Below are 24,588 nucleotides of genomic sequence, written 5' to 3' on the forward strand. Positions count from 1 at the left end.
AATTGGTTTTTTACCGGAGACCAGTGATCAATGGTTTTTTAATCTTTGGTTACCCGGTTTGCCTCCTCCAGACTGGTAATTCCCATTACCACCTTGCGCAATGCGGAGGTGCGCAGGTTGTTAAAGCCTTCCTTGCGCGCCTGGTCGGCAATCTGAATAGAGTTGCCGCCCTCCATTATAATTCTGGAGATCCCCTCGGTGATGCGAACCACTTCATAGACCCCCACGCGCCCCTTATAGCCCTTGCTGCAGTGCTCGCAGCCCACGGGCTGGTAGATGGTCCACTCCTTGCGGTCGATGGTGACCGCGTCGAACCCCTCTTGCTTCAGGACTTCTTGCGGGAGGTCGATAGGCTTCTTGCACTCGCTGCACAGCCGTCGCGCCAAGCGCTGGGCGATGATCAGGCTGACGGAGGTGGCGATATTGAATGAGGGAACCCCCATATTCATCAAGCGCGTCAGGGTTTCCGGTGCCGAATTGGTGTGCAGGGTGGAGAGCACCAAGTGGCCCGTCTGCGCGGCCTTGATTGCGATTTCCGCGGTTTCCAGGTCACGGATCTCCCCCACCATAACGATATCCGGGTCCTGGCGGAGGAAGGAGCGCAGCGCCTCGGCAAAGTTCAATCCCACCTTGGCAGAGACGTTGACCTGGTTGATGCCCTCCAGATTGATTTCCACCGGGTCTTCCGCCGTGGAGATATTCCGCTCGGGTGTATTGAGGATATTGAGACCCGTATACAGGGATACAGTTTTGCCGGAGCCGGTGGGACCGGTCACCAGAATCATGCCCTGGGGCTGGGCCAGCGCGTCCAGATAGAGCTTTTTCTGGTCGTCCTCGTAACCGAGGGCGTCGATACCGAGTTTTGCGGAGGAGGGATCGAGAATCCGCAGAACGATTTTTTCTCCCCAAAGCGTCGGCAGGCTGTTAACCCGGAAGTCAATAGCTTTGGTTTTGGACAGCTTCATCTTAATACGGCCGTCTTGGGGCACCCGCCGTTCGGAGATATCCATCTTGGACATCACCTTTAGGCGCGCGGCCAGGCGAGTTGCCAGCTGGATCGGCGGTTTGGCCACCTCGTGCAGCACCCCGTCGGTACGGAAGCGCACCCGGTAGCTTTTTTCGTAGGGTTCGAAGTGGATATCCGAGGCACCAGTGCGGATTGCGTCTAGCAGCACCTTGTTAACAAAGCGCACAACCGGTGCTTCGTCGCCTCCCAGGCTGTCGTCATCATTGCGCTCGTCGTCAGCACCATCGACATCGAGGGAATCCAGATCCTCGTCATCCATACCGTCGAGGCCGGCCCCCATATCGCCGCCATCGGACAGGTAGCTGTCGATGGCCTTGGCCAGTTTGTCCGCTTCGACCAGTACCGCTTCAGTATTGAGGCCTGTATTGAAATTGATCTCGTCCAGCCCGGCGAGATTGGTGGGATCGGCGACGGCTACAAACAAGCGGTTTCCGCGCTTGTAAAGGGGTAGGGCAAAGTGTTTGCTGATCAGTTTTTCGTCAACAATATCCCTGGGGATCAGATCAAAGTTATAGCTTGAGAGATCGAACAGCGGTGAGCCAAAAGCCTGCGAGGCGATACCGGCAAGATCCCGGCTCTTAACCAGTTTGGCCTCCACCGCGTGCTGGGCAAAGGTCTGATTTTCCCGCTTGGCCGCCTTGGTGGCGGAAACCGCGGTGGCTTCATCGAGAACCTGGTCGGCTACCAAACGCTTGGCCAGGCCCGAGAGTTGGCTAACACTCATAGAGGACGCTACCCCAACAGGGTTATGTTTGTTTGTTTTTTAATCCACTTTGCGCGTGGTCTTACCTTTGCACTTTAGGGAAAGGCGAGCAAAGGGCAAGCTGCGCAGTTTCGCCAATATAGCGAAATCACCCGCTGGCGCCAAACACCAGTGACATATGGATTTCATTTGGAATAAGCGGTTGCTGACATTGGCTTTAGAGGTGGTTTCTTATGGTGCCGTGCTCGGCACAAGTTGACACTTTTTGTCAGCAATGGGTTTTGTGTGTTAGCACCTGTTCAGGTTGCTCGACAAATCGATAAAATTGATGTGACTTACCTCTCATTCATGTCGTCACCGGCCATTTTCTCGCTTGCCACAATTGGCACAAAGCTTGTATCTTGTTCAGGGACTTCCTCACGGGATGCTCTCCCAATTGGGATTCACCAAACCAAAAGTCTGTATGGAGACGGTTACAATGAAAAAGCAACAGGGTTTTACTCTTATTGAATTGATGATCGTGGTTGCGATTATCGGCATTCTGGCTGCGGTGGCGCTGCCGGCTTATCAGGATTACACGGTTCGCGCGAAAGTAACAGAAGGTTTAGCGCTGGCTTCTGCAGCTAAAGCCACAGTGGCTGAGAACGCGGTCAGCGGTACTTCCCCGCTGAACTTGGGCTGGACTCCACCGGGTTCTACTGATGCTGTTAATGCAGTTGCTGTTGACGGCTCTACCGGCGTGATTACTATTACCTACAGCAATAGTGCAGGTAATGGCACTATTACGTTGAGTCCGGCTGCTGGTGGTACTGCACTGAGTGCTGGTACAGTCCCGACTACCAGTCTTGTTTGGGACTGCAAAGGCGGCTCCCTGGATGACAAATTTCGCCCGAGCAACTGCCGCTGATGACAAGTTTCATCCGAGTCATTGCTGCCAGTATGCGGTGACAGTTTTATATAGTGTTATAAAGGGCCCTATATTGGGCCCTTTTTAGTTTGTGCAGGCAATTATCTAAAATGAAAAGTGTAAAGATATTTATCCCCTATACTCTTTTGCTGCTTCTCGTATTGTATTCGTTCGCAGCAGTTTTTGGGCTGCAATACGTTTGGGATGATATCTCTTTATTTGTGGATTCGCCGGCACTTCGGGCACCCGAAAATATTATTGATAGTATTAGTCAGCCTATTTTACCGGGAACCAGTTACTTCCGGCCGCTCCCTCTGCTTACTTTTATGGCTGAGTTTCTCTTGGTAGATGTCGATGCTACTTTGTCACATACGATTAATTTGATATTTCACTTGGCGACTACTTTGATTATCGCCTTATGTGTATGGACATTGATGAGGAATTTGCCTCAACGTTCCCGTGTTGTTGTCAGCCTATTAGGTGGTGCATTTTACGGATTGCACCCCGCGATGGTAGAGCCAGTCTCTTGGGTTGCTGGCCGTTTCGATCTAATGGCTGCATTCTTTTCATCGATTGCACTATATGCGGCGATATCCCTAAGTGGAATATGGCGAATGGTCGTGGTCTGTGCAGCTTTTTTTCTTGGTGCCTTGTCGAAGGAAATGGTAGCAACTCTGCCTGCTATCATTATTTTAGCTCTTTGGATAGCAAATAATCCAAATGGATTTTCTTATATGCAGCTGGGCAAGTTTGCATACAGCTATAAAAACTTATGTGCGGCTTTAGTTGCTACCGGAGTCGTTTATTTGATAGTTAGAGGTGCTGGCATCAATGGCTCCATTTACCATACGGATGATGTTCGGAGCGCGTACAGTTTTATCGATCAACTCACATATATTGGAAATACAATTCTTTTCTATCTGAAAATGACCGTATGGCCTTTCAGTGATATTAACCCTATGCACAGATTTCCAGTTGTTTTTTCAGCTGCTGAATATGTGGGAGGGGCTGTTGGTTGGGTTATTGCTGGAATTCTTATTTTTTTTAAAGGCCAATTGTACAAAAGATATAAGGCCTACGTGTTGGCATACCTAATTTCTCTATTGCCGGTGCTGAATATTATCCCACTAACCATTGGTGAGAATATAGGTCATGAGCGCTTTCTGGCTGTTCCACTCTTGCTTTATGCGTTACTTATATCCCGTATTTTGAGTGATTTGATTACCAAATATGCTGACAAAAAAAATGTTGTCATCCTATTCGCTGGTTCGTTGCTCTGTTTGTGTGTGATTAATGTAAAAGTAACAGTGCCTCTATGGTCAAACAATATAATTTTATGGAAGTGGGCATTTGATAAAAATCCAAGCGATCCGTATGTGCAGTTTAGTTTGATTTCTGCTGCTGTACGTAAAGGGCAGCTTGATTTGGCACAGGAAACTGTTAATAGTATTGTTGATATGGGATCAATTCCAAATAACGTAAAAGTTGCAGTTAGCTACTTGGAAGTTCGCAAGCACAATTTTAACGAGGCGATCAATCTTATAGAGAATTATCTATCCGAATCAAGAATGCTTTTGCCTCATGAAGTTTTATCTGATGAGGAGTTGGCTTCCGGGGATTACAGCCTTGGGGTTGATTCTCGGTACTTATCTATGTGGAGTGTGAGATCTGCGTATGGAGTTTTAGCTGAGTCACGTATTGGCTTGAAGCAATTTGCCCAAGCCAAGAAAGACGCAGAAGTAATGCTTTTTTATCAGCCTTCTTATCCTCCAGCGCATCTGTTACATGCATTATCACTGTATGGATTGGGGTTGGTGGAGGAAGCAGATAATGCTTTTCGTAGAGCGGAAGAGTTGATAATAGATGACTCTGTTGCTGAACTGTATGAAATTCGAAGACAGTTTTTTTCACAATTGTGTGAGCCAGATAGTGAAAATCCTTCATGTTCTTCTGAAATTGTTGATGCTTCAATGAAGAAGGAGGGTTAACGTTATTTAATAAATTTCTTGTTTTTCAGAATTGATCTACTTTGTAGATCACTATGGATGGTGGAGAATACATTTATACTTGTTTCTAAAGGTCAAAGATTTTATGAGGTTGGCTGGAGTTCCTTAAAATGAGAGAGTTGAGTGTATCGGGCGGGGCCCAAAGTCGAATGAGCCGAAGCATTCCTCTCTTTTTTAAGGGGATGCTTCCTGTATGGAAGCTGCTTAGACCGCATCAATATATAAAAAATAGCTTTGTTTTTATCGGCCCGCTTTTTGCGCATCAGTGGTCTTTGGTTACCATGCTTCATGCATTTTGGGCTTTTTTTGCTTTTTGCTGTATGGCTAGTGCGGTATATATTCTCAATGATATTGTGGATATTGAAGCAGACCGTGAACACCCCGTTAAAAGAAATCGTCCAATCGTAAGTGGTGCGGTGTCTCTGACGCAGGCCAAAAGGCTTTTTATAGAGCTAACTATACTATCTCTTATTCTTTCTTCCCTTGTTAGTTTTTGGGTTGTGATCTTTGTTTTAATGTACTTGTTTCTTAATATTTTGTATTCGTGGAGGCTAAAACATATAGTCATTCTTGATGTATTTATTATTTCATCTGGATTTATGTTGCGTATTTTGTCCGGAACTATTGGTCTTTATATAGAGCCGTCTCAGTGGTTGTTGCTTTGTGGGTTAATGGTGACATTATTGCTTGGATTCTCTAAACGTCGTGCTGAGCTACTGGTTTTGGAGGGTGCTGGGACCAATGGTATTCTTACGCGGCGAGTATTGGATGATTATAATCCAGCAATGTTGGATCAATTTATTGCGGTCACTGCAGCCTGCACGATACTGAGTTATGGGCTCTATACTGTTGCTCCTTCAACTATTGAGTTACATGACACTAAAAATTTAGTGTATACATTGCCTTTCGTTGTTTATGGAATATTGCGCTATTTGTTTTTACTCCATTTTAGGAAAAAGGGTCAGGATACAGCTAAAGACCTACTAACGGATAAGCACATGCTTGTAACCGTATTTGCTTGGGCTGGAGTTACCTTTGGGATTTTGGCGTGATCGGTGGGCAAAAAGTTAATGAGAGGCAGCTGCACTTTTTGATTTTATCAATTTTGATTGCGGTTGTTGGATACTTGCTTTTTGCACTCTGGAGCGGATGGCAAGATGTAGTGAAGGGCTTCGTTTCTATAGGCCTGTGGGGTGTCTTTGTTGCTCTATGTCTTTCCTTGGTGAATTATAGTCTTAGATTCGTTCGCTGGCAGAAATATTTGCTCAATATGCAGTGTATAGTGCCTTGGAAAGCAAGTCTTAGAATCTATCTAAGTGGCTTTGCTTTAACAACCACCCCAGGCAAGGCTGGCGAAATATTTCGTGGTTTTTTGTTGAGTCGGTATGGTATTCAATTTTCTAAAACTTTTGCTGCTTTTATAAGTGAGCGTGTGTCGGACCTTACTGCAATAATATTTCTTGCATTTCTTGGTTTGTCATATTACCCGCAATTTCAAAATCTAGTATATGTTGGAGTGGGTTTATGTGTTTTTATATTAATTTGCTTAGCAAATCGCGAAGTATTGCAGGGGATTAAAAGCTGGACTGAAAGTAGGAAAAGCAAGTTGGCAAGAGTGATGAGAAGCACGGCAAATATGCTATTAAGCATGCGGGAGTGCCATCGCCCTAAAGTCCTACTTTTCGCCACTTTTCTTAGTGTTATTGCATGGGGCGCGGAAGCATTAGCGTTTCACTGGATTTTAACGTGGTTGGGAGTGGATGTCCCCTTATATTTTTCATTTTTTGTGTATTCTATTTCAATGCTAGTTGGCGCCTTTAGTTTTTTGCCGGGAGGATTGGGGAGCGCTGAAGGCGTGATGATTTCTCTGTTGGTTTTTAAGGGAATGCCCATGCATGATGCTGTTGCAGCTACTATCGTTATTCGTTTAGCAACATTGTGGTTTGCCGTTTTTATTGGTTTGTTTGCATTGTATAGTAGCAGAAATGAGCAGGTAGCCACGATATGAGCAAGCAACTATTATCTTGGAACCGTTATCCCCGTCTTTGTGCGGCTCAAATACACGCCATCTCAAATAGACTTGCTCACTTACCTAACGCTGAAAGCTCTATGCTGGCTTACGGAAATGGGCGCAGCTATGGAGATGTATGTTTAAACCAAGATGGCTGTTTATTGATGACGCGTTATTTAGATCGCTTTATCAATTTTGATTCTGATTCTGGTATTTTGCGCTGTGAATCGGGGGTAACGTTAGAAAAAATACTTTCAATAATAGTGCCGAAAGGGTGGTTTTTGCCAAGTACTCCGGGAACTCGATATGTTACTATCGGCGGAGCTCTGGCAAATGATGTTCACGGGAAAAATCATCACTCTGTAGGCACTTTTGGTCATCATATTCGAAGTTTTGAATTATTGAGATCAGATGGCCAGAGATTAGAATGTACGCCAAGTAAAAATTCAGAATATTTTCACGCAACTATTGGTGGGTTAGGGCTTACGGGTCTTGTAACCTGGGTTGAAATTCAATTGGCGCCTATTCGTAGCCCATGGATGCATGTTGAATCGAAGAGTTTTCCTAACTTGAAAGAATTTTGGTCAATAAATCAGCAGTATGAGGCAGAGTGGCCTTATACTGTAGCATGGGTTGACTGTTTAGCTCAAAATAAACAAAGAGGGCGTGGTATATTTTTTTCTGCTCGTCATGCCTCAATGGAAGATGCTTTTCCTTGTTTTAAGGAAAATTCATGGCGGATTCCTGTCACGCCCCCTATTAGTCTTGTCAATAATTTAAGTGTTCGCGTTTTCAATGAAATTTACTACCGGAATCCAAACAGGCCGAACTCTAAATTGACTCATTATATACCTTATTTTTATCCATTAGATAAAATTAAAAATTGGAATCGTATATATGGTCGTAAAGGGTTTCTTCAGTATCAATGTGTTTTGCCTCATGAAAGCGCTGAAGCGGCTATAGATAGTCTTCTAGAAATTATTTCAAAAAATGGCCAGGGTTCTTTTCTGGCGGTGCTCAAAACATTTGGTAATAGAGCCTCTCTGGGGATGCTCTCATTTGCCAGACCTGGAGTAACGTTGGCGCTAGATTTTCCTAATCACGGAGAAAGAACCCTTCGTCTTTTGGATTCACTTGATTTTGTTGTAAAGGAGGCGGGCGGGGCCTTATATCCTGCTAAGGATTCAAGAATGTCTGGAGAAATGTTTCAATGCGGATTTCCCGAGTGGGAGAGCTTTATGAAATTTATAGATCCGAAGTTTTCGTCGAGTTTTTGGCGTAGGGTGACTCAATGAATGAGTTAAAAAAAGTTGTCATCTTTGGGGCGACCTCGGCCATTGCAGAACATGCTGCAAGAGATTTGATTGACCGAGGAGCATCCTTGTTTTGTGTTGGCCGTGACCAAGGTAAGCTTGAAGTAATTGTAACTGATCTTAAGATTCGTAATTCAACTAGTCAGAGGATTGAAGGGTATGTGGCCGATTTGATGGATACAGAAGGCCACTCTCAGATACTGAAAGTAGCGGAGGAGACTCTAGGGGGCATCGATGCAGCCCTTGTTTGTTATGGCACATTACCGGACCAAAAAAGATGTGAATCTTCTTTTTCTATGGCTCGCGACGCAATAGACGTAAATGCCATCAGTGTGATTAGTTTACTTACTGAATTAGCCAATAAATTTGAGAGTCAAAAAAGAGGCGTTATTGCTGTAGTTAGCTCAGTTGCAGGAGACCGAGGGCGACAGAGCAATTATGTCTATGGTGCGGCAAAAGGTATGGTATCAATTTTCATGCAGGGGCTGCGAAACCGTCTTGCTAAACATGGTGTATCCGTCGTAACTATAAAGCCTGGATTCGTGGATACTCCTATGACTGAAGGTTTTGATAAATCCAGTATTCTCTGGACAAAACCAGAGAAAATCTCTAAAGGGCTGGTAAATGCTATGGAGTCTGGAAAGAGCTGTGTTTATTTGCCAGGATTTTGGCGTTGGATAATGCTTTTAATACGATGTATTCCTGAAGGTTTATTTAAGCGGTTGTCTCTGTGAATACTACCCCTGTCGCATTTTTTGACTTCGATGGAACTTTAACTAAAAGTGACACATTGTTACCTTTTCTTAAGTTTGTTATTGGAAGACCCTCTTTCTATATTAAGTTAACAAAGGTGTCGCCTGTACTTATTGCTTATATAGCTGGAGTTTTACGCAATGATGTAGCTAAAGAGATTGTGTTGCAAAGTTTTCTTTCTGGATATTCTTTGCAAGAGTTAAATGAATTTGGAAAAAGATTTTCTTCTGAAGTTATTCCGAAAATGCTTCGTGCTGAGGGAATTGATCGCCTTTTGTGGCATAAGTCTCAAGGGCATGATTGTGTGTTAGTTAGTGCCTCTCTCGATGTTTATCTAAGGTACTGGGCTAGATCATTTGGTTTTTCAGGTTTATTAAGTACGAGCCTCGTTTTTTCCAGTGATGGTGTTACTTGCGGAAATTTGAAAGGAAAAAATTGCTATGGTGATGAAAAATTAAGGAGAGTAAAGGAGTGGTTAAGTGATCGCTGTCCATCCTTGATATACGCATATGGAGATACAAAAGGTGATATGCCTTTAATTAAGTTTTCTAATAATGGATGGATATGGAAGAAGGGGAGGTTTGTTCGTATTGTTTGAGTAAACTGTAAGAATTACTAATTTTCGAGCTTATTAGGTTATGTTTGTTTATTATTTGAGATAAGCTACTGTTTGTAATTTTCAATCTGAATTATACAGTTTATAGCATTTTACTCATTAGGAAGGTCCAATAAATTTGTTGGGTGGTATGTTTGCTCCAGTGTGCTTATGTAGTGTAAATCTTTTAGGTGACGGATAAAGAACAAATGTTTACTGGCTTGGTTTTTGAAAAAAGATGGTCGTTAAATGTGCAAGAGTCCCATTTAGTATGGATGCTGCTGGCATTTTTTGTTTCAGTACTTGTGCATGTTGCGATTGGATATCAGGACTTGGTTTATCTGGATAGAACCTTTTTGCCAGATGATACTTATTATACACTCTCGATTGCCAAGAATTTAGCACTTGGACGCGGACCTTCAACAGATGGAGTAATTCTAACCTCCGGTTTTCAGCCATTATTTGCCTTTATGCTTGTCCCCGTTTTTTGGATTTTGGAGGAGGGGGCAGGACCAGTTTATGCTGCTATTGCATTAAGTGCTTTATTTGGGGTTGTGAATACCTGTTTGATTGGTTTTCTTATAAAGAGAATAACGCAATCTTATATCGTTGCCACTTTAGCAATGCTTTTTGTAACGTCATCGCCAGTTTTGTTGAAGAATAATTTCAATGGGCTCGAAACATCTTTATCTTCTTTTTTTGCATTGAGCTTGTTGTTGTTGGTTGGTGTTGTCCGCAAGGATAGTCCATGGTGGCATATGGTCATTATGGGAATTTGTTCTGGGCTTGCTTTATTGTCTCGTATAGATAATTGTTTTATTGTTTTTTTAGTTGGGGTTTGGAGTATTTTTACTCTTGGTTTTAAGAAGACAGTTTTTATAGTGTTGGCAGCATTGGGTGTGGTTGCTCCATGGTGGCTGTACTGCTTTTTTTCTTTTGGGTCGGTGATTCCTGAAAGTGGTATGGCTGTTAAACAGATTGTTGGGTTTCATCAAGAATTACACCTTACTTTATCTTCTTCTGTCGATAAAAGTTTATTAGCTTTAAATCGACCAGTGAGCATGATTTTAGACGTTCCAGTTCGAATCTATGTTGTGCTTTTTTTGTTTGCGATAGCTGTTTCTGCCTATAGGATTGTTAAATTTCGACGTTTGGATGAAGTTTCTATGTCAGCTATCGTAAGTGTTTTGTTATTTCTGTTTTATACGTTCTATTTATCTGCATTTTGGTTTTTTGATCGGTATTATCATTTTTTGTTTTTGTGTTTGATCGTTTGTGTGGCTTATAGCTGGAATGCTGTTTTTTTATGGCTTTCAAGAAAAGAAAATGTGTCTTGGTTTAGATACGCATCTCTGTTTTTGATGTTATGTGCTATAGTGATTAATCTGACTTTATTGAAGCCGTTAAGATCTTCTCCTGATTCCAGTTTATATGCTGGAGATGAGGGGGCTCGTGGCTATGGTGAAGTGGCTCAAGAAATAATAAACGAATTGCCTGATGGTTCTACGATAGCTGCAATGCAGAGTGGCGCTCTAGGATATTATGCGAATCGTAATATTAGAGTGATTAATTTGGATGGCGTTGTAAATAGGAATGCATATTTGGCTATCAAGGATAGTCAACTTGCAGAGTACTTAAGAGTAGAATCCGTAGAGTATTTTTCCGATTGGGGATTGAATGTATTAATGTTGCTGCGTTACTCCGGAGTTGAAAATTATGAAAGGCTCCTTTCCCCTGTGAGAAATATGAAGCCGCAAGGGCAGGATCGTTTTACTATTTATCGGATTAACGAATCATTGTGAAAAAGAGAGTAACTCATTTGCATGCTTTCTGGGTTAAGCCTGTCATGGCATGGTGAAATATGGGGGAAAGGCTAGAGGCTATTCAAAATTCAGTGGTAGACAAATAGCCTCAGAGGGTGTTCAAAATTCTGTGTCAGCCAAATAGCTTCACAGACTGATGTATTCCTCCGAGCAAGCCCTCCGAGCAAGCCGAAAAACGGGGCGCCCGCTATGATAGCGTCAGGTTCCAATTGTGGATTGGATGTATCCTGTGTTCGGAGGCTTCGGTAGCAACTTGAGTAAGCTGCATTCTTTGGCGGAGCCGCCCTTAGCCCTGTCATCTTGACGATCTTCTGGGGGAGGGTATTTAGATCACTGAAAACTCCTCACCCCCTGAACCTCCCCCCACTCCAAACACCGAACTTCCCGCCCAACCAAGTGAATCACCGGACTGTCGTCTGTACAGCGACTGCTGTCGATTTGTAGCCTGCCAGTGATCTCCAGAATACTTCCCCGCTTTATTTCCGCCCGGTAGCGCTGTTGTACTTGCTCCCAAAGTACGACATTGATCACGCCGGTCTCATCTTCCAGGGTCAGGAATATCACGCCCGAGGCGCTGCCAGGTCTCTGGCGGCAGGTGACAAGGCCGATGACGGTGGTGTGTTGGCCGTTGCGGTGGTGGATTAGGTCTTGTGCTTTGCAGTGTTGGGGGAAGCGGTTCCGGCGGCGGAGCAGGGCGATGGGGTGTTCGCGCAGGGTGAGGCCTGTGCTGGCGTAGTCGCTGTAGGTGTTGTCTTCCACGGAGTGGGCGGGGTTGTGTGTTGTGGTATCGGTATTTTCTATTTCCAGGTGCAGTGATTGCCAGGTATCCAGGTAGCGATTTTCTGTCAGGCTGTTGAAGACGTTGGCACTTGCTAGGGCGGCGGCTTGTTCCCGGGGCAGTTGGGTTCGTGTGCGGAATTCATTCAAGGAGGTGAAGGCCCGCTTTGCGCGTTCGGTAATGATGGTTGTCGCGCTTTGTTCATTGACCCCTTTGATCAGGCGCATGCCCAGGCGGAGCTTTGGGGGTTCGAGTTGGCGCTTGTGTCGGGGCGGCAGTGGTGTGGCGAGTTCCAGTTTGTGGTGCCAGTGGCTGTAGAGTACGTCTATGGGCAGAATTTTTACGTTGTGGCGCTGGGCGTCGTAGATCAGTTGAGCGGGGGCGTAGAAGCCCATAGGCTGGCTGTTGAGCAGACCGCAGTAGAAGGCGGCGGGATGATGGCGTTTTATCCAGGCGGAGAAGTAGGCCAGCAGAGCAAAGCTGGCGGAGTGAGATTCGGGAAATCCGTAGGCGCCGAAGCCTTTCATCTGATTGAAGAGCTGCTCGGCAAAAGTTGCTTTGTAGCCGTTGGCGAGCATTCCGCGGATCAAACGACCTTTGAATTTGTTCAGATTGCCATTCCTGCTCCAGCTGGCCATAGCGCGGCGAAGTTCATCCGCTTCGCCACCGCTGAAGCCGGCGGCAATCATGGATAGCTGGATCACTTGTTCCTGGAAAATAGGAACACCGAGGGTGCGTTCGAGAACCGGGCGCAGTTTTTCGTGAGGGTAGGTGACGGGCTCCAGCCCCTGTTTGCGCTTTAGGTAGGGGTGCACCATGCCGCCCTGGATAGGACCGGGCCGGACTATGGCGACCTCTATTGTGAGCTCGTAAAAATTGCTTGGCCGCAGTCTGGGCAGCATACTCATTTGCGCGCGGGATTCTATCTGGAATACGCCGACGGTATCGGCACGGCAGATCATATCGTAAGTGGCTTTGTCTTTGGGCGGAATGTCCTGCAGGCGCAGGCGGGGGCCGTAGAGGGCGATGTAGTCCAGGGATTTGCGCAGAGCGGTGAGCATGCCCAGGGCGAGAATGTCCACCTTCATCAGTTTTAAGTCTTCTATATCTTCCTTGTCCCATTGCACGATGGTGCGGTCTTCCATGGCTGCATTTTCCACGGGCACCAGGGTGTGCAGGGGTTGCTCGGTAATGACGAATCCGCCCACATGCTGGGACAGGTGGCGGGGGAAGCCGAGAAGTTGTTGCAGTAGCGGGGGCAGGGTTCTGCCCGCGGTGCTATGGGGATCTATGCCGGCTTTCTGCATTTGTTGGGGAAAGTCTTCGAGCTTGTCCCACCAGGCGCGCTCTGCGATCAGCTGTTCAATGGTGGCGGCGCTGAGCCCCAGGGCTTTGCCGATATCGCGCAGGGCGCTTTTAAAGCGATAGGTGATTTTTGTCGCGGCCAGACCGGCGCGGTGGCGGCCGTATTTGCGGTAGATGTATTGGATGATCTCTTCGCGCCTTTCGTGCTCGAAGTCCACATCGATATCCGGCGGTTCGTTGCGCTCGCGGGAAATAAAGCGCTCGAAGAGCAGGGATATTTTGTGCGGGTCTATTTCAGTGATAAACAGGCAATAGCAGACTACTGAGTTGGCGGCGGAGCCGCGCCCCTGGTAGAGGATGTGTTGGCTGCGGGCGTACCGGACGATGTCGTGGATGGTCAGGAAGTAGTGTTCGTATTGCAGCTCGGCGATCAGGGCCAGTTCTTTTTCGATCTGTGCATCGATATGTGGTTCGGGGCCCTGGGGCCAGCGCGCTTTTCTGCCGGTTTCTACCAGTTCACGCAGGTAGGTGCCGGCCTGTTTGCCGGTGGGCAGCACTTCGGAGGGGTATTGGTAGCGCAGTTCGTCGAGGCTGAAATGGCAGCACTCAGCAATGGCCAGGGTATTTTTTATGGCCTGGGCGGGATAGAGCGCTTTAATTTCTTCCAGGCTGCGCAGATAGCGCTCGGCGTTTTGCTCAATGCGGTAGCCCAGTTGCTCCAGGGTGCAGTTATGGTAGTTGGCATTGAGCACGTCCTGCAGGGGCTTGCGGCTGCGGCAATGCATCAGTACGGCATTGGTGGCGACCAGGGGCAGGTCTTCCCGTTTGGCGAAGGCAACTAATTCCGTGCAACGCTGGTTTTGTTGCGGCAGCAGGTGGTTGCTGATGGCGATGTAGAGGCGTTTGCCGAAGTGTTGTTTCAGTGCTGGGGGAATTTCCTGTGTCGATCTCTGTGGCAGCCAGATGGCGATGGTGTTTTTGCATATTGCCAGAAGGTCTTTGAGGTGGGTTTGATAGCGGCCTTTTTCTGCGCGCAGGCGAGAAGTGGATATCAACTGGCAGAGTTCACTGTAGGCGGTTTTGTCGGGGGCCAGGAGAGTCAGCTGCCCGCCTTCCTGCAGGCGGAAGAAGCTGCCACAGATCAGTTTGAGATCGCCTCCCTCCGCTTTCAGTTTTTCCAGTGCTTTATAAGCGCGGACGATTCCGGACAGGGAGCACTCGTCGGTGATGGCCAGGGCCTTGTAGCCCAGTTGATGTGCGGTTTGGATCAATTCCTGTGGGTGGGAGGCACCCTGCAGGAAGGAGAAATTACTTTGGCAAAAGAGCTCGGCGTACTGCATGGGGCGTCACTCGTGTATTGTCAGGTTACCTCGCGGGGGCGCACTCCCCTCCCGATACGGGATCAGGAATAGATCCCGTGCAGATACCAATCCTCCGAGCCCAAATCCTGATACACCCAGTAGAGCCCTCCATCCTCACCTTGGGCTATGTAGTAATCGCGGCTGTGGCGATTGTGTTGCCACCAGTAGCCATCAATGCGCTCCGGGCCTTGCAGCAGCTTGATTTCGCCGCGATAGAAAAGTTTGTGTCCGCGCATTTGCAGTTTGTCGGGCCTGGGAAGCAGCCAGACAGGACGGGGGGCCTGAATGGGCTGCAGGCGGTGTCCCTTGCTACTGTGGTGGCTTTGCAGCACCAGGGTGTCGGCGCTGGCCCAGGCCTGTTCCGGTAGATAGCTTTCCTTAAGTGTGATCCCGGACAGGGCTTCATGACCGAGGCGGGCCACCAGCTTGTCCAGTAGCTGGTGGCTGCGCTGTGTCTGGTTTTCCCCGTCGAAGAGGTCGCTGTCGAGTGTGTTTTCTTCCAGGGGCAGCAGCCGGTCACAGGTGAGACTCAGGGCCTGGGTGGGTTGCTCCAGCCGGATTCGCTCCAGTTGCAGCTTGGTCAGTGCAATCAGACGTTGTGGGTCCAGCATGGGGCGGGAAACTGCGACACTGAAAACTTTACAGCCTTGTCGGCCGAAATCCAGTTTCCAGCGCAGTTGGTGGCTGTAGAGCTGGCGCCGCTGCAGCTGCTGGCAGAGTTCGCGCACCAGCCGCCCGGCGGGAAACAACAGTTGTTCGCTGTTATCCAGTGGGCTGGGGAAAAAGAGTTCGCCGTGAAATTCCGCTGGTGGCTGATAGCAGGGCATAGGGTCGTGGCGGCTTCCGTTAAGGCGCGCCAGATAATCAACGAAGCCGCGCCCGAAGCGGTTGCCCACTTCCGACAGGGGGATAGCCAGGAGCTGGCTGATGCGCTTGATGCCGCAGGCGTAGAGTTTGGCAATGGTTTTGTTGTCGCAGTCGAGCAGTTTGCTGGGGGAAAAACTGATCCACTGGCGCCATTGCTGGGGACTGGGCGGCGTTTGGGTTTGCTGCAGCCAGTGGCGGTGCTCCGGCAACTGGCTGAGCATGCGCGCGGCACTGGGGCTGTGTCCCAATCCCATCAGGGGGCTGATGCGCATTTGGCGAAGCTCCCGCCTGAGCTGCTGTAGCAGGGGCCTTAGGCCCCCGTTGGCTTTGAGACAGCCGGAGATTTCCAGGTAGAGGCAGGCGAAGCGGTCGCCTTCGGCGCTCACGGTGCCGGCGGGCTGGGTGGAAACGATGGGGGTGAAGCTGTAGCCCCACTGGGCCAGTTGTCGAAGTTGCCGTTCCTCACGCTGCATATCCCGTTGCAGTAGTTGCAGGTCTGCGCAGAGAGCGCAGGCAGTGGCCAGGCTGAGGCCGGTTTCCACACCCCGTTCGGTGGCGGGGCGGTTGGCTTCCACGATCAACTGTTGTTCCACCACAGCCTGGGGTTGGGCGCTGTCGTGCTGGGCGCGGGTGAGCACTTCTAGGGAAAGCTTGGGGAATTGGATACAGAGCCAGAGCATGGTTGTTTCCGTTGTTTGGGCTTTAGTGCAATGGACGGTCGCGACGGATTAGATCGGCGCTGCGGGCCAGGTGTAGTTTTTGGCCAGCTTGGCCGCCCAGCTGTTTTCGTAGCTGTACGGTCAATTGCTCACCGTCGCCGCCCAGCTGCAGGCGCAGGCCGGCAGGGGAGGGGCTGGCTGCCGCGGATAGGGGACGGAAGTGGAAGTGCAGACAGTCGCCTTCACGGGCGGCGACTTGCAGCCGGCGGAGGTCTTTGTCTGATGTTGGTCTGTGTCCCTGCCAGCTGACCAGGGCGCCGCAACAGCCCGATTGCAGGGCCTGCTCCATCGCCCAGAGCGCTTCTTTCCACCCCCGGGGGTGCAGTAACAGCAGTTTTTCCAGTTGTATACCGGCGTTGGCCAGAGCGGGGGCGTAGGGAATAAAGGGTGGGTTGACCAGTATTGCGATTTGCCCCTGCCGGGTTATTTCCGCCACTGCTGGTAGTAGCAGGGAAATCTCGCCGATGCCGGACCGGTCTATCAGTAGCTCGGTGGTGGCGCCGCGGGGCCAGCCGTGGCCGGAGAGCAGGGCGTTCAGGCTGGCGTAACCACTGTCAATGCCGTTGCGCCGGTGTCCGCGTTCATTGGCGGCCCGCCAGATATCCGGTCTCGCGAGCAGCTGGCGCAGCCGCTGCTGTTTGGTGTGATTTGCTAACTGTTTGTTTTGCAAAAGGTTTTCGGCGTTGCTCACTGTCTGCGGCCCTCGCTGGATGCCCCTCGGGAGCGGGATCTGTATATGTGTACAGTGTTAACTGTTTTTTTATACAGTAGTTTATCCAGGGCAACAAGAGGGTTAAGGCCTGAGTGGCACTTTTTTGTACAGCGTAAAAGGGCTATGATTCGGCCTCCTTATCGACCGGCAAACAAGATGAATGGGGGGGGAAGTGAGTATCAAGTCCGACAAGTGGATTCGCCGCATGGCCGAGCAGCACGGTATGATCGAGCCGTTTGAGCCGGGGCAGGTGCGCCAAAGCGCCAGTGGCGAGCGGCTGATCTCTTACGGTACCTCCAGTTACGGCTACGATGTGCGCTGTGCCGGTGAGTTTAAAATCTTCACCAATGTGCACTCCGCCACTGTGGACCCCAAGACTTTTGACGAGAACAGTTTTGTCGATGTCGAGGGAGATTACTGCATTATTCCACCCAATTCCTTCGCCTTGGCGCGCACTGTTGAGTATTTCCGTATTCCGCGCTCGGTGCTGACTATCTGCCTGGGTAAATCCACCTACGCTCGCTGTGGCATTATCGTCAATGTGACACCGCTGGAGCCGGAGTGGGAGGGGCATGTGACCTTGGAGTTCTCCAATACCACAAATCTGCCGGCAAAAATCTATGCCAATGAGGGTGTGGCGCAGATGCTGTTCTTCGAGTCCGACGAAGTCTGCGATGTGTCCTACGCGGATCGCGGTGGCAAATATCAGGGCCAGCGCGGCGTCACTCTGCCGCGGGCCTGATTCTGTGGCCGCAGCCGCGGCTGCAGATCACTTTCCTTATGAGTAAAAGCGCTTTGCGCCAGCTGCCCGAGAGTGTCGACGTTTTGATTGTCGGCGCCGGCGCGGCGGGGCTGATGTGCGCGGCGACTGCGGGCAAGCGCGGTCGGCGTGTGCTGGTGCTGGATCATGCGAACAGGGTCGGCAAGAAAATTCTCATGTCCGGCGGCGGCCGCTGCAATTTCACCAACCTTTATACCTCGCCGGAAAACTACTACAGCCAGAATCCGCACTTCTGCAAATCGGCCCTGGCCCGCTACACCCAGTGGGATTTTATTGCGCTGGTAGAAAAACATTCTATTCCGTACCACGAAAAGACGCTCGGCCAGCTGTTCTGCGACAACAAATCCAAGGATATTGTCGATATGCTGTTGGCGGAGTGCCGCGCGGCGAAAGCGCAGATTCGCACTCGCTGCGGTATTCAATCCATAGAACCGCTGGGGACTGGGTTTCTCGTCAATACCGGCTTAGGGAAAGTGGCCTGTGAATCCCTGGTAATCGCCACCGGCGGCCTGTCGATTCCGACCATGGGCGCCACTGGATTCGGTTACGACGTGGCGCGCCAGTTTGGTTTGAAGATCGTTCCCACCAGACCGGCTCTGGTGCCCTTTACCCTGCACCGGCATCAGTTGGAGCAGCAGCAAGCACTGCCCGGTAGCGCTCTGCCGGTAATTGCCAGCTGCGGTGAGGGCAGCTTCCCGGAGCAAATGCTGTTTACACACCGCGGCCTGAGTGGTCCAGCAGTACTGCAGATTTCCAGTTACTGGCGTGAGGGGATGAGCGTGGAGTTCGACCTGGTGCCGGGGCGGAATCTGGGAGAGTGGATTAGCGAAAAGCGCAGACAAAATCCGGACAGTTACCTGCACCGCGTACTGGCGGAGCTCTGGAGCAAAAAACTGGTGCAGCACTTTTTACAGCGCCAAGGGATCGATAGCCGACCGTTAAAACAGTATGGGGAGAAGGCGCTGGCCGAAATTGCCCTCAAGCTGCAATATTGGAAATTAGTGCCCGCCGGTACCGAAGGCTACCGCACCGCCGAGGTGACTCTGGGTGGTGTGGATACTGATGGAATCTCTTCGCGCACCATGGAGTGCAAGACGCAGTCGGGGCTTTATTTTATCGGCGAGGTACTGGATGTGACCGGCTGGCTGGGGGGATACAATTTCCAGTGGGCCTGGGCTTCGGGGCATGCTGCGGGAGAGGCTGTATAGGCTGTCCACTGCCAATAGATTTTGCATATTACCCAAAGGCAGGTGGCCAAAAGAGTTAGTCCCTGCAATATGACCAGGTTACCCTTGCTGGCCCCGCAATGAGTCTTGATGCGCTCAACTAGCTTGACCCATCCCCTTTATCGTCGGCATCAATGAAACGTTCACCTGAGTCATGCAGGTTTCCGCAGCGTATGGCGTCCCTCCTATGAGAACCTCTGCCTCACTCCTAATTGCATCATTCTGATATCGCACTGATTTTCGAAAAAACTGTTGACTTCGCACAGGCTGTTAAGCACCATTTTTGCATCATAAGAATGGTGCAAAAAATGTGAGAGTGGCGTTACAGCAAATTGCCGAGATTAAGGCCGGGCACCCTTTCCGGGGCGCAATAGCGGAGTCGAGTGTGGGGAATGGCTATGTGATCCAGCTTCGCGACGTAGATGGGGATGCGCAGATCAACTGGCAGACCTTGGTCTGCGCCGATGTATCTGGCCGAAAACAGCCTGACTGGCTAAAAAAGGGAAATATCATTTTCTCGGCGAGAGGATCGCGAAACTTCGCTTCCTTAGTGCCTGACACTGACCTTCCTGTTGTTTGTTCTCCGCATTTTTTCATCATCGACCTCAAAGGCCGGGAAGATGTGCTGCCCGAATTCCTCGCATGGCAACTCAATCAAGCTCCATTGCAAAAGTACTTTCAGCAGGCCGCGGAAGGGTCGGTGCATGTCAGCATTCGCAAGGCTGTTCTAGGACAGGCACCGATCGCTATTCCGCCGATAGATAAGCAAAAGATAATTGTGGAGCTCGCGGACAGAGTGCTTAAGGAAAAGAAAGCTCTGGAGAAGCTGATTGAGCTGCGCCGTCTAGAGGTAGACGCCATAGCCAAGAATATTTTGAAGTAACATCAATGCATTTCCCCAAGGAATATCAATACATGTCAAAGATCAGCCAAGACAGCATCAACAAGGCTCTGTGGTCCGCCTGCGACACCTTCCGCGGCACCATCAGCGCCGACACCTACAAAGACTTTATCCTTACCATGCTGTTTCTGAAATACATCTCAGACGTATGGCAGGACCATTACGACGCCTACCAAAAAGAATACGGCGATGAGCCGGAGCTGATCGAAGAGATGATGAAAAACGAGCGCTTTGTCGTCCCTTTGGTGGAAATCAAAGACGACAGCGGGAAGATCACCGACAGCTTCAAGGCCAACTTTTACGCTCTGTATGAGCGCCGCCATGAACCCGGCAACGGCGAGCGCATCGACCAGGCGCTGCACGCCATTGAGGAAGCCAACGGTACCAAGCTGAAAGACGCCGGCAAAAGCGTGTTCCAGGACATCAGTTTTAACACCGACAAACTGGGGGAAGAAAAACAAAAGAACACCATCCTGCGCCACCTGCTGGAGGATTTCGCCAAGCCGGAACTGAACCTCAAACCCAGCCGTGTCGGCACCCTGGATGTGATCGGCAACGCCTACGAATACCTGATCGGCAAGTTTGCCGCCAACAGCGGCCAGAAAGCCGGTGAGTATTACACGCCGCCGGAAGTGTCCGACCTGATGGCCGAACTGCTCGACCCGCAACCGGGCGACAGCATCTGCGACCCCGCCTGTGGCTCCGGCTCCCTGCTGATGAAATGTGGCCGCAAAGTGGTGGCCAACCACGGCAGCAAGCAATACGCCCTCTACGGGCAGGAAGCCATCGGTTCCACCTGGTCACTGGCCAAAATGAACATGTTCCTGCACGGCGAGGACAACCACAAAATCGAATGGGGCGATACCATCCGCAACCCCAAGCTGCTGGATAAAAACGGCAACCTGATGCTGTTCGATATCGTCACCGCCAACCCTCCATTCTCATTGGACAAATGGGGGCATGACGAAGCCGAAAACGACCCCTTCGGCCGCTTCCGCCGCGGCATACCCCCCAAAACCAAAGGCGACTACGCCTTTATTCTGCATATGATTGAAACCCTCAAACCCAAAACCGGCCGCATGGGCGTCGTCGTACCCCACGGCGTGCTGTTCCGGGGCTCTTCCGAGGGCAAAATCCGCAAACAGCTGATTGAAGAAAACCTGCTCGATGCCGTCATTGGTCTGCCGGAAAAACTTTTCTACGGCACCGGCATTCCTGCCGCCATTCTGATCTTTAAAAAGGAAAAAACCACGCAGGACGTACTCTTTATTGACGCCTCCCGCGAATTTAAAGCCGGCAAAAACCAGAACCTGCTAAGCCGCGACAATATCGGCAAAATGGTCGCCACCTACCGGCGCGTGCGCGCCCCCAAAGCCCCGGCCGTTGAATTAAGCTCGCCGGTCTGCTTTGCCGAGCAATTCGAACAGCAACAGCAGGGCGTTGTGGTGGACAAATACGCCTACCTTGCCAGCCTCGATGAGATCAGGGAAAACGACTACAACCTGAATATCCCCCGCTATGTGGATACCTTCGAGGAAGAGGAAGAAATCGACCTGGTAGCGGTGCGCGCCGAGCGGGAAAAACTCAAAGCGCAATTGGCTGAGCTGGAAACCGAGATGGCTAAGTATCTGGAGGAGTTGGGTTATGGTGCCTGAAGGGTGGACTCCATCACAAGTTGGCGATATCGCGAAATTTTTTTCTGGCGGAACACCTAGTAAAAAATGTCCAGAATATTGGGGGGGGACCGAACCGTGGATTTCAGGGAAAGATCTCAAGACACATTACTTAGAATCAAGCATCGACACCTTAACCGAGGCTGGCTTTCAAACAGCCAAAAAAGCACCAAAGGGATCAACATTAATACTAGTAAGAGGAATGACTCTTCTAAAAGATTTTCCTGTTGGCTACGCAACAAGAGAAGTAGCTTTTAATCAGGATTTGAAGGCTTTAGTTCCTTACAAAAATGTAGATGGATTATTTTTATCTTTTTTGTTGGTAGCGGAAAAGCCAAAAATTCTCCGGCTTGTGAGTACCGCAGGCCACGGGACTGGGCGTCTGGATACCCATTCAATCCGAGACTACCCAATTAATCTCCCCCCACTCCCCGAACAAAAGAAAATCGCCCAAATCCTATCCACCTGGGATAAGGCGATCACCACTACCGAACAACTGCTTGCCAACAGCCTGCAGCAGAAAAAAGCCCTGATGCAGCAACTGCTGACCGGCAAAAAACGCCTGCGGGATAAAAATGGGGTTCGGTTTAGTGGGGAGTGGCTTTACTTAGAAATTGGAGAATTTTTATGCGAAAGTCGAATTCCTTCAACCAGTAATAACCCCTCCAGACGGTTGACAGTAAAGCTGAATCTAAGGGGGGTTGAAGCTAGGGCGGTTAGAGGAACTGAGGCTGTCGATTCAACAGCGCACTTTGTTCGACGTTCTGGTCAATTTATATATGGAAAGCAGAATATTCATAAAGGTGCGTTTGGAATCATACCTGAGTCATTGGATGGTTTTGAGACATCTCAGGATTTACCTGCTTTTGACTTCACCGGAAAATGTGATTCTTCGTGGTTCTTCCACTTCATGACTCAAGAGCACTTTTTTACTTCACTCGAAAACAAAATGTCTGGTACTGGCTCTAAGCGTCTTAATCCAAAAGCGTTCTTTAAGGTGAAGATCGTTTGTCCAGCGTTGGAAGAACAACAAAAAATAGCCGCCGTACTTTCTGCGGCCGATAAAGAAATCGAAATAATTCAAAAACAACTCGATCAGCTAAAGCAGGAGAAAAAAGCCCTGATGCAGCAGTTGTTAACGGGTAAGCGACGGGTTTTGGTATAAGGAAATATAAATGAAGCTAAGAGTTAGCCAAATATCTTTAAAGAATTTCAAGTCTTTTAAAGATATTACAATCAATACAAATGCTGATTTTAATATTATTATTGGAGAAAATAGCGCTGGAAAATCTTCAATTTTTGAGGCAATCCATTTATGGGAGAAATGCTATAAAACTTATATTCTCTCCTCAAGAAAAGGGTTCTATAAGGTTAAAAAAACAACCAATAGATATGTTAACTATCAAGATCTTGATTTCTTGCGAATTACAAGTGACGAAGATCTGTTCCACGATCCAAAAGATCCAGGACTTGCAAAGTGCTCGGAAGTTACTCTTACGCTAAAAAATATCGAGGGTAATAACGTTGAGGTTGAAAGTTGCTGGAGCCTTGGCTTTAAAATAACGTGTCCTACCTCAATTGAAAATGCCTTTTTTCGTGTTCAGCCCATAGATGAGGGACAATTCACGGCATTTGCCGAAGCATTTTGTGAGGATGGGAAGTTTTTGGATGAAGCTGTTTTTATTTACCAAACGAGACCTGTCGCGGGCGTCCATCAATATGAGCCTTACTACAATGAGGCTCAGATTAAGAGAAAAATTCAAAAAGGGTCATCACACGAAGTACTCAGGAATAAAATAATTTCCAAAAGAAAGTCAATCTCAGAGTTAGAAGAGAGCATCTCTGAGATACTTGAAAAAAATGTCAAGTTTACTCTACCGGCTGAGACTAGAAAAAATAAAGATGAGTTTATTAATTTGAGGGTGTCTATCGATGAGTCAAAACCTTACGATCTTCATCTTCAAGGGAGTGGATTTCTGCAAATTGTAGAAATTCTATCTACTGTTGAGTTTATTGAAGCCCCTCTAAAGTTGCTACTTGTAGATGAGCCGGATTCGCATATCCATACAAAGCTACAAAAAAATCTTCTAAGCCATTTAAAAAAAATTGATCACAATCAATTTTTTATTATAAGCCACAACGATCAATTTGTGACCAGTGCTGGTGATGGAGAAGTATTCTTCTTAAATGATGATGCAAAATCGAGCGGCCGGTTAGAGGCAATCAATCCAGATAGCTTCGATATCATAAAGAACTCCTTGGGTGGGGTAATCATATCCCTTGAGCGATTAAACAATGCAAGCCTGATAGTGTTTGTTGAAGGTGAAGATGACGAGGAATATTTAAAAAAACTTAATACAAAGATCAAGCAAATTACCAACCCAATTGGTTGTTTAACTAAAGTAGTTTTCTTTCCTCTGAGAGGAAAAGACAATATTTTACAAAAGGTTGAATACAATAAAAGAACACTAAGCTCTATTCTGAATGGCAAATCATGGCATATTGTTTTTGATCGAGACTTTTCAACAGTTGCTATTGATAATGATCTAAAAGATAAGATAAGAAGAAAAGGTTGCACACCTTATAGCCATGCTGGTTACTGCATAGAGTCGGTGTTATTTTCAGACCTTAGAATCCTTAAACGATATTTGCATTCTCTTGTACCAGACACTGACGTGAATGATCTTTCAGAACACGTAGATGCTTTAATAGAAGAATTGGATGCTGATACTCAAAGTATTGAATCTCCTCTTATTCGTGATATCGAAGTTAGATTCAACGGACAGAAAAACAATCGACCGGAGTTCCAAGATCTTCAGTTCACGGACGTTGTTAGATCGTGGCGAGAGATGGGTGATTTCAAACCCGAGAGAGTTATGTCAAAACCCTTAATTCAAAAGTTCGTCACAGACTTGGAGGGACGAATCGGTATTTCTCTAATGTTACGAAGTTCAAATGCTCCAGATGAAATATCAGCAAAGTTATTAAATAAATACTTTGACTTTATACAGGATCTTAATGACTTGTACCCTTCGTTTCATCGTTTGATGGAACAGCTGGAAGTATTGCCATCGAATCAGGTGAGATAATAATAACGCACCTCGGGCACCATAGATTGAAGAGAGAT

Annotated in this window: 18 protein-coding genes; 14 read left to right on the plus strand and 4 right to left on the minus strand. The window is 48.4% G+C overall.

Annotation, left to right across the window (positions count from 1 at the left end):
• Positions 1 to 38 precede the first annotated feature (38 nt).
• Positions 39 to 1,751, minus strand: a complete 1,713-nt coding sequence (gene pilB / locus BM155_RS01280) for a type IV-A pilus assembly ATPase PilB (RefSeq protein WP_067152294.1) — start codon at positions 1,749 to 1,751, stop codon at positions 39 to 41.
• A gap of 457 nt (positions 1,752 to 2,208) precedes the next feature.
• Here pilB and BM155_RS01285 point away from each other — a divergent pair, with 457 nt between their 5' ends.
• The 8 genes from BM155_RS01285 to BM155_RS16925 all read left to right on the plus strand — a co-directional run bounded on the left by BM155_RS01285 (position 2,209) and on the right by BM155_RS16925 (position 11,117).
• Positions 2,209 to 2,637: a pilin gene (locus tag BM155_RS01285; protein ID WP_074900922.1), complete on the plus strand. Its 429-nt coding sequence runs from the start codon at positions 2,209 to 2,211 to the stop codon at positions 2,635 to 2,637.
• A gap of 110 nt (positions 2,638 to 2,747) precedes the next feature.
• Positions 2,748 to 4,625, plus strand: a complete 1,878-nt coding sequence (locus BM155_RS01290; protein WP_074900632.1) for a tetratricopeptide repeat protein — start codon at positions 2,748 to 2,750, stop codon at positions 4,623 to 4,625.
• 128 nt (positions 4,626 to 4,753) lie between these two features.
• On the plus strand, positions 4,754 to 5,695 hold the full coding sequence (locus BM155_RS01295) for a decaprenyl-phosphate phosphoribosyltransferase (RefSeq protein ID WP_217641396.1): 942 nt from the start codon (positions 4,754 to 4,756) through the stop codon (positions 5,693 to 5,695).
• Positions 5,692 to 6,651: a lysylphosphatidylglycerol synthase transmembrane domain-containing protein gene (locus BM155_RS01300; RefSeq protein WP_217641398.1), complete on the plus strand. Its 960-nt coding sequence runs from the start codon at positions 5,692 to 5,694 to the stop codon at positions 6,649 to 6,651. Before BM155_RS01295 ends, BM155_RS01300 begins: the two co-directional genes overlap by 4 nt.
• Positions 6,648 to 7,949: an FAD-binding oxidoreductase gene (locus tag BM155_RS01305; RefSeq protein WP_074900635.1), complete on the plus strand. Its 1,302-nt coding sequence runs from the start codon at positions 6,648 to 6,650 to the stop codon at positions 7,947 to 7,949. The genes BM155_RS01300 and BM155_RS01305 overlap by 4 nt, the downstream gene beginning before the upstream one ends.
• A complete protein-coding gene (locus BM155_RS01310; RefSeq protein ID WP_067152301.1) occupies positions 7,946 to 8,701 on the plus strand; it encodes an SDR family oxidoreductase in 756 nt (251 codons plus the stop codon). Before BM155_RS01305 ends, BM155_RS01310 begins: the two co-directional genes overlap by 4 nt.
• Positions 8,698 to 9,318, plus strand: coding sequence for an HAD-IB family hydrolase (locus tag BM155_RS01315; RefSeq protein WP_074900636.1), 621 nt, complete (start codon positions 8,698 to 8,700; stop codon positions 9,316 to 9,318). Before BM155_RS01310 ends, BM155_RS01315 begins: the two co-directional genes overlap by 4 nt.
• 188 nt (positions 9,319 to 9,506) lie before the next feature.
• Positions 9,507 to 11,117, plus strand: coding sequence for a DUF8728 domain-containing protein (locus BM155_RS16925; protein WP_139223110.1), 1,611 nt, complete (start codon positions 9,507 to 9,509; stop codon positions 11,115 to 11,117).
• A gap of 351 nt (positions 11,118 to 11,468) precedes the next feature.
• Here BM155_RS16925 and BM155_RS01325 read toward each other — a convergent pair whose 3' ends face one another.
• The 3 genes from BM155_RS01325 to imuA form a co-directional block, all read right to left on the minus strand.
• A complete protein-coding gene (locus BM155_RS01325) occupies positions 11,469 to 14,561 on the minus strand; it encodes an error-prone DNA polymerase (protein ID WP_074900641.1) in 3,093 nt (1,030 codons plus the stop codon).
• A gap of 62 nt (positions 14,562 to 14,623) precedes the next feature.
• Positions 14,624 to 16,129 (minus strand): Y-family DNA polymerase, encoded by a 1,506-nt coding sequence (locus BM155_RS01330; protein ID WP_074900644.1) that lies wholly within the window; start codon positions 16,127 to 16,129, stop codon positions 14,624 to 14,626.
• A 22-nt stretch (positions 16,130 to 16,151) separates the two neighbouring features.
• Positions 16,152 to 16,859 (minus strand): translesion DNA synthesis-associated protein ImuA, encoded by a 708-nt coding sequence (gene imuA / locus BM155_RS01335; RefSeq protein WP_067152307.1) that lies wholly within the window; start codon positions 16,857 to 16,859, stop codon positions 16,152 to 16,154.
• 193 nt (positions 16,860 to 17,052) lie between these two features.
• Between imuA and dcd the strand changes: the two genes are divergently transcribed.
• The 6 genes from dcd (at position 17,053) to BM155_RS01365 (ending at position 24,550) form a co-directional block, all read left to right on the plus strand.
• On the plus strand, positions 17,053 to 17,622 hold the full coding sequence (gene dcd, locus BM155_RS01340; protein ID WP_067152309.1) for a dCTP deaminase: 570 nt from the start codon (positions 17,053 to 17,055) through the stop codon (positions 17,620 to 17,622).
• Positions 17,623 to 17,660: 38 nt separating this feature from the next.
• Complete coding sequence (locus BM155_RS01345; RefSeq protein ID WP_074900647.1) at positions 17,661 to 18,869, plus strand: BaiN/RdsA family NAD(P)/FAD-dependent oxidoreductase; 1,209 nt, start codon at positions 17,661 to 17,663, stop codon at positions 18,867 to 18,869.
• Between the two features lie 403 nt (positions 18,870 to 19,272).
• Entirely contained in the window at positions 19,273 to 19,770 is a 498-nt protein-coding gene (locus BM155_RS01350) for a restriction endonuclease subunit S (RefSeq protein ID WP_175487730.1), read from the plus strand.
• A 32-nt stretch (positions 19,771 to 19,802) separates the two neighbouring features.
• Complete coding sequence (locus BM155_RS01355; protein ID WP_074900651.1) at positions 19,803 to 21,443, plus strand: type I restriction-modification system subunit M; 1,641 nt, start codon at positions 19,803 to 19,805, stop codon at positions 21,441 to 21,443.
• The gene (locus tag BM155_RS01360; protein ID WP_074900655.1) at positions 21,433 to 22,626 is read left to right on the plus strand and encodes a restriction endonuclease subunit S; all 1,194 of its coding nucleotides are present in this window, start codon (positions 21,433 to 21,435) and stop codon (positions 22,624 to 22,626) included. Before BM155_RS01355 ends, BM155_RS01360 begins: the two co-directional genes overlap by 11 nt.
• 10 nt (positions 22,627 to 22,636) lie before the next feature.
• Positions 22,637 to 24,550, plus strand: a complete 1,914-nt coding sequence (locus BM155_RS01365; RefSeq protein WP_074900659.1) for an ATP-dependent nuclease — start codon at positions 22,637 to 22,639, stop codon at positions 24,548 to 24,550.
• Positions 24,551 to 24,588: the final 38 nt, after the last annotated feature.

This window comes from Microbulbifer thermotolerans (assembly GCF_900112305.1).
GTDB lineage: Bacteria > Pseudomonadota > Gammaproteobacteria > Pseudomonadales > Cellvibrionaceae > Microbulbifer > Microbulbifer thermotolerans.

Coding starts and splice junctions, on each gene's coding strand:
- pilB (WP_067152294.1), bottom strand. CDS start 1,751: ATGAGTGTTAGCCAACTCTCGGGCCTGGCCAAGCGTTTGGTAGCCGAC.
- BM155_RS01285 (WP_074900922.1), top strand. CDS start 2,209: ATGAAAAAGCAACAGGGTTTTACTCTTATTGAATTGATGATCGTGGTT.
- BM155_RS01290 (WP_074900632.1), top strand. CDS start 2,748: ATGAAAAGTGTAAAGATATTTATCCCCTATACTCTTTTGCTGCTTCTC.
- BM155_RS01295 (WP_217641396.1), top strand. CDS start 4,754: ATGAGAGAGTTGAGTGTATCGGGCGGGGCCCAAAGTCGAATGAGCCGA.
- BM155_RS01305 (WP_074900635.1), top strand. CDS start 6,648: ATGAGCAAGCAACTATTATCTTGGAACCGTTATCCCCGTCTTTGTGCG.
- BM155_RS01310 (WP_067152301.1), top strand. CDS start 7,946: ATGAATGAGTTAAAAAAAGTTGTCATCTTTGGGGCGACCTCGGCCATT.
- BM155_RS01325 (WP_074900641.1), bottom strand. CDS start 14,561: ATGCAGTACGCCGAGCTCTTTTGCCAAAGTAATTTCTCCTTCCTGCAG.
- BM155_RS01330 (WP_074900644.1), bottom strand. CDS start 16,129: ATGCTCTGGCTCTGTATCCAATTCCCCAAGCTTTCCCTAGAAGTGCTC.
- BM155_RS01345 (WP_074900647.1), top strand. CDS start 17,661: ATGAGTAAAAGCGCTTTGCGCCAGCTGCCCGAGAGTGTCGACGTTTTG.
- BM155_RS01355 (WP_074900651.1), top strand. CDS start 19,803: ATGTCAAAGATCAGCCAAGACAGCATCAACAAGGCTCTGTGGTCCGCC.
- BM155_RS01360 (WP_074900655.1), top strand. CDS start 21,433: ATGGTGCCTGAAGGGTGGACTCCATCACAAGTTGGCGATATCGCGAAA.
- BM155_RS01365 (WP_074900659.1), top strand. CDS start 22,637: ATGAAGCTAAGAGTTAGCCAAATATCTTTAAAGAATTTCAAGTCTTTT.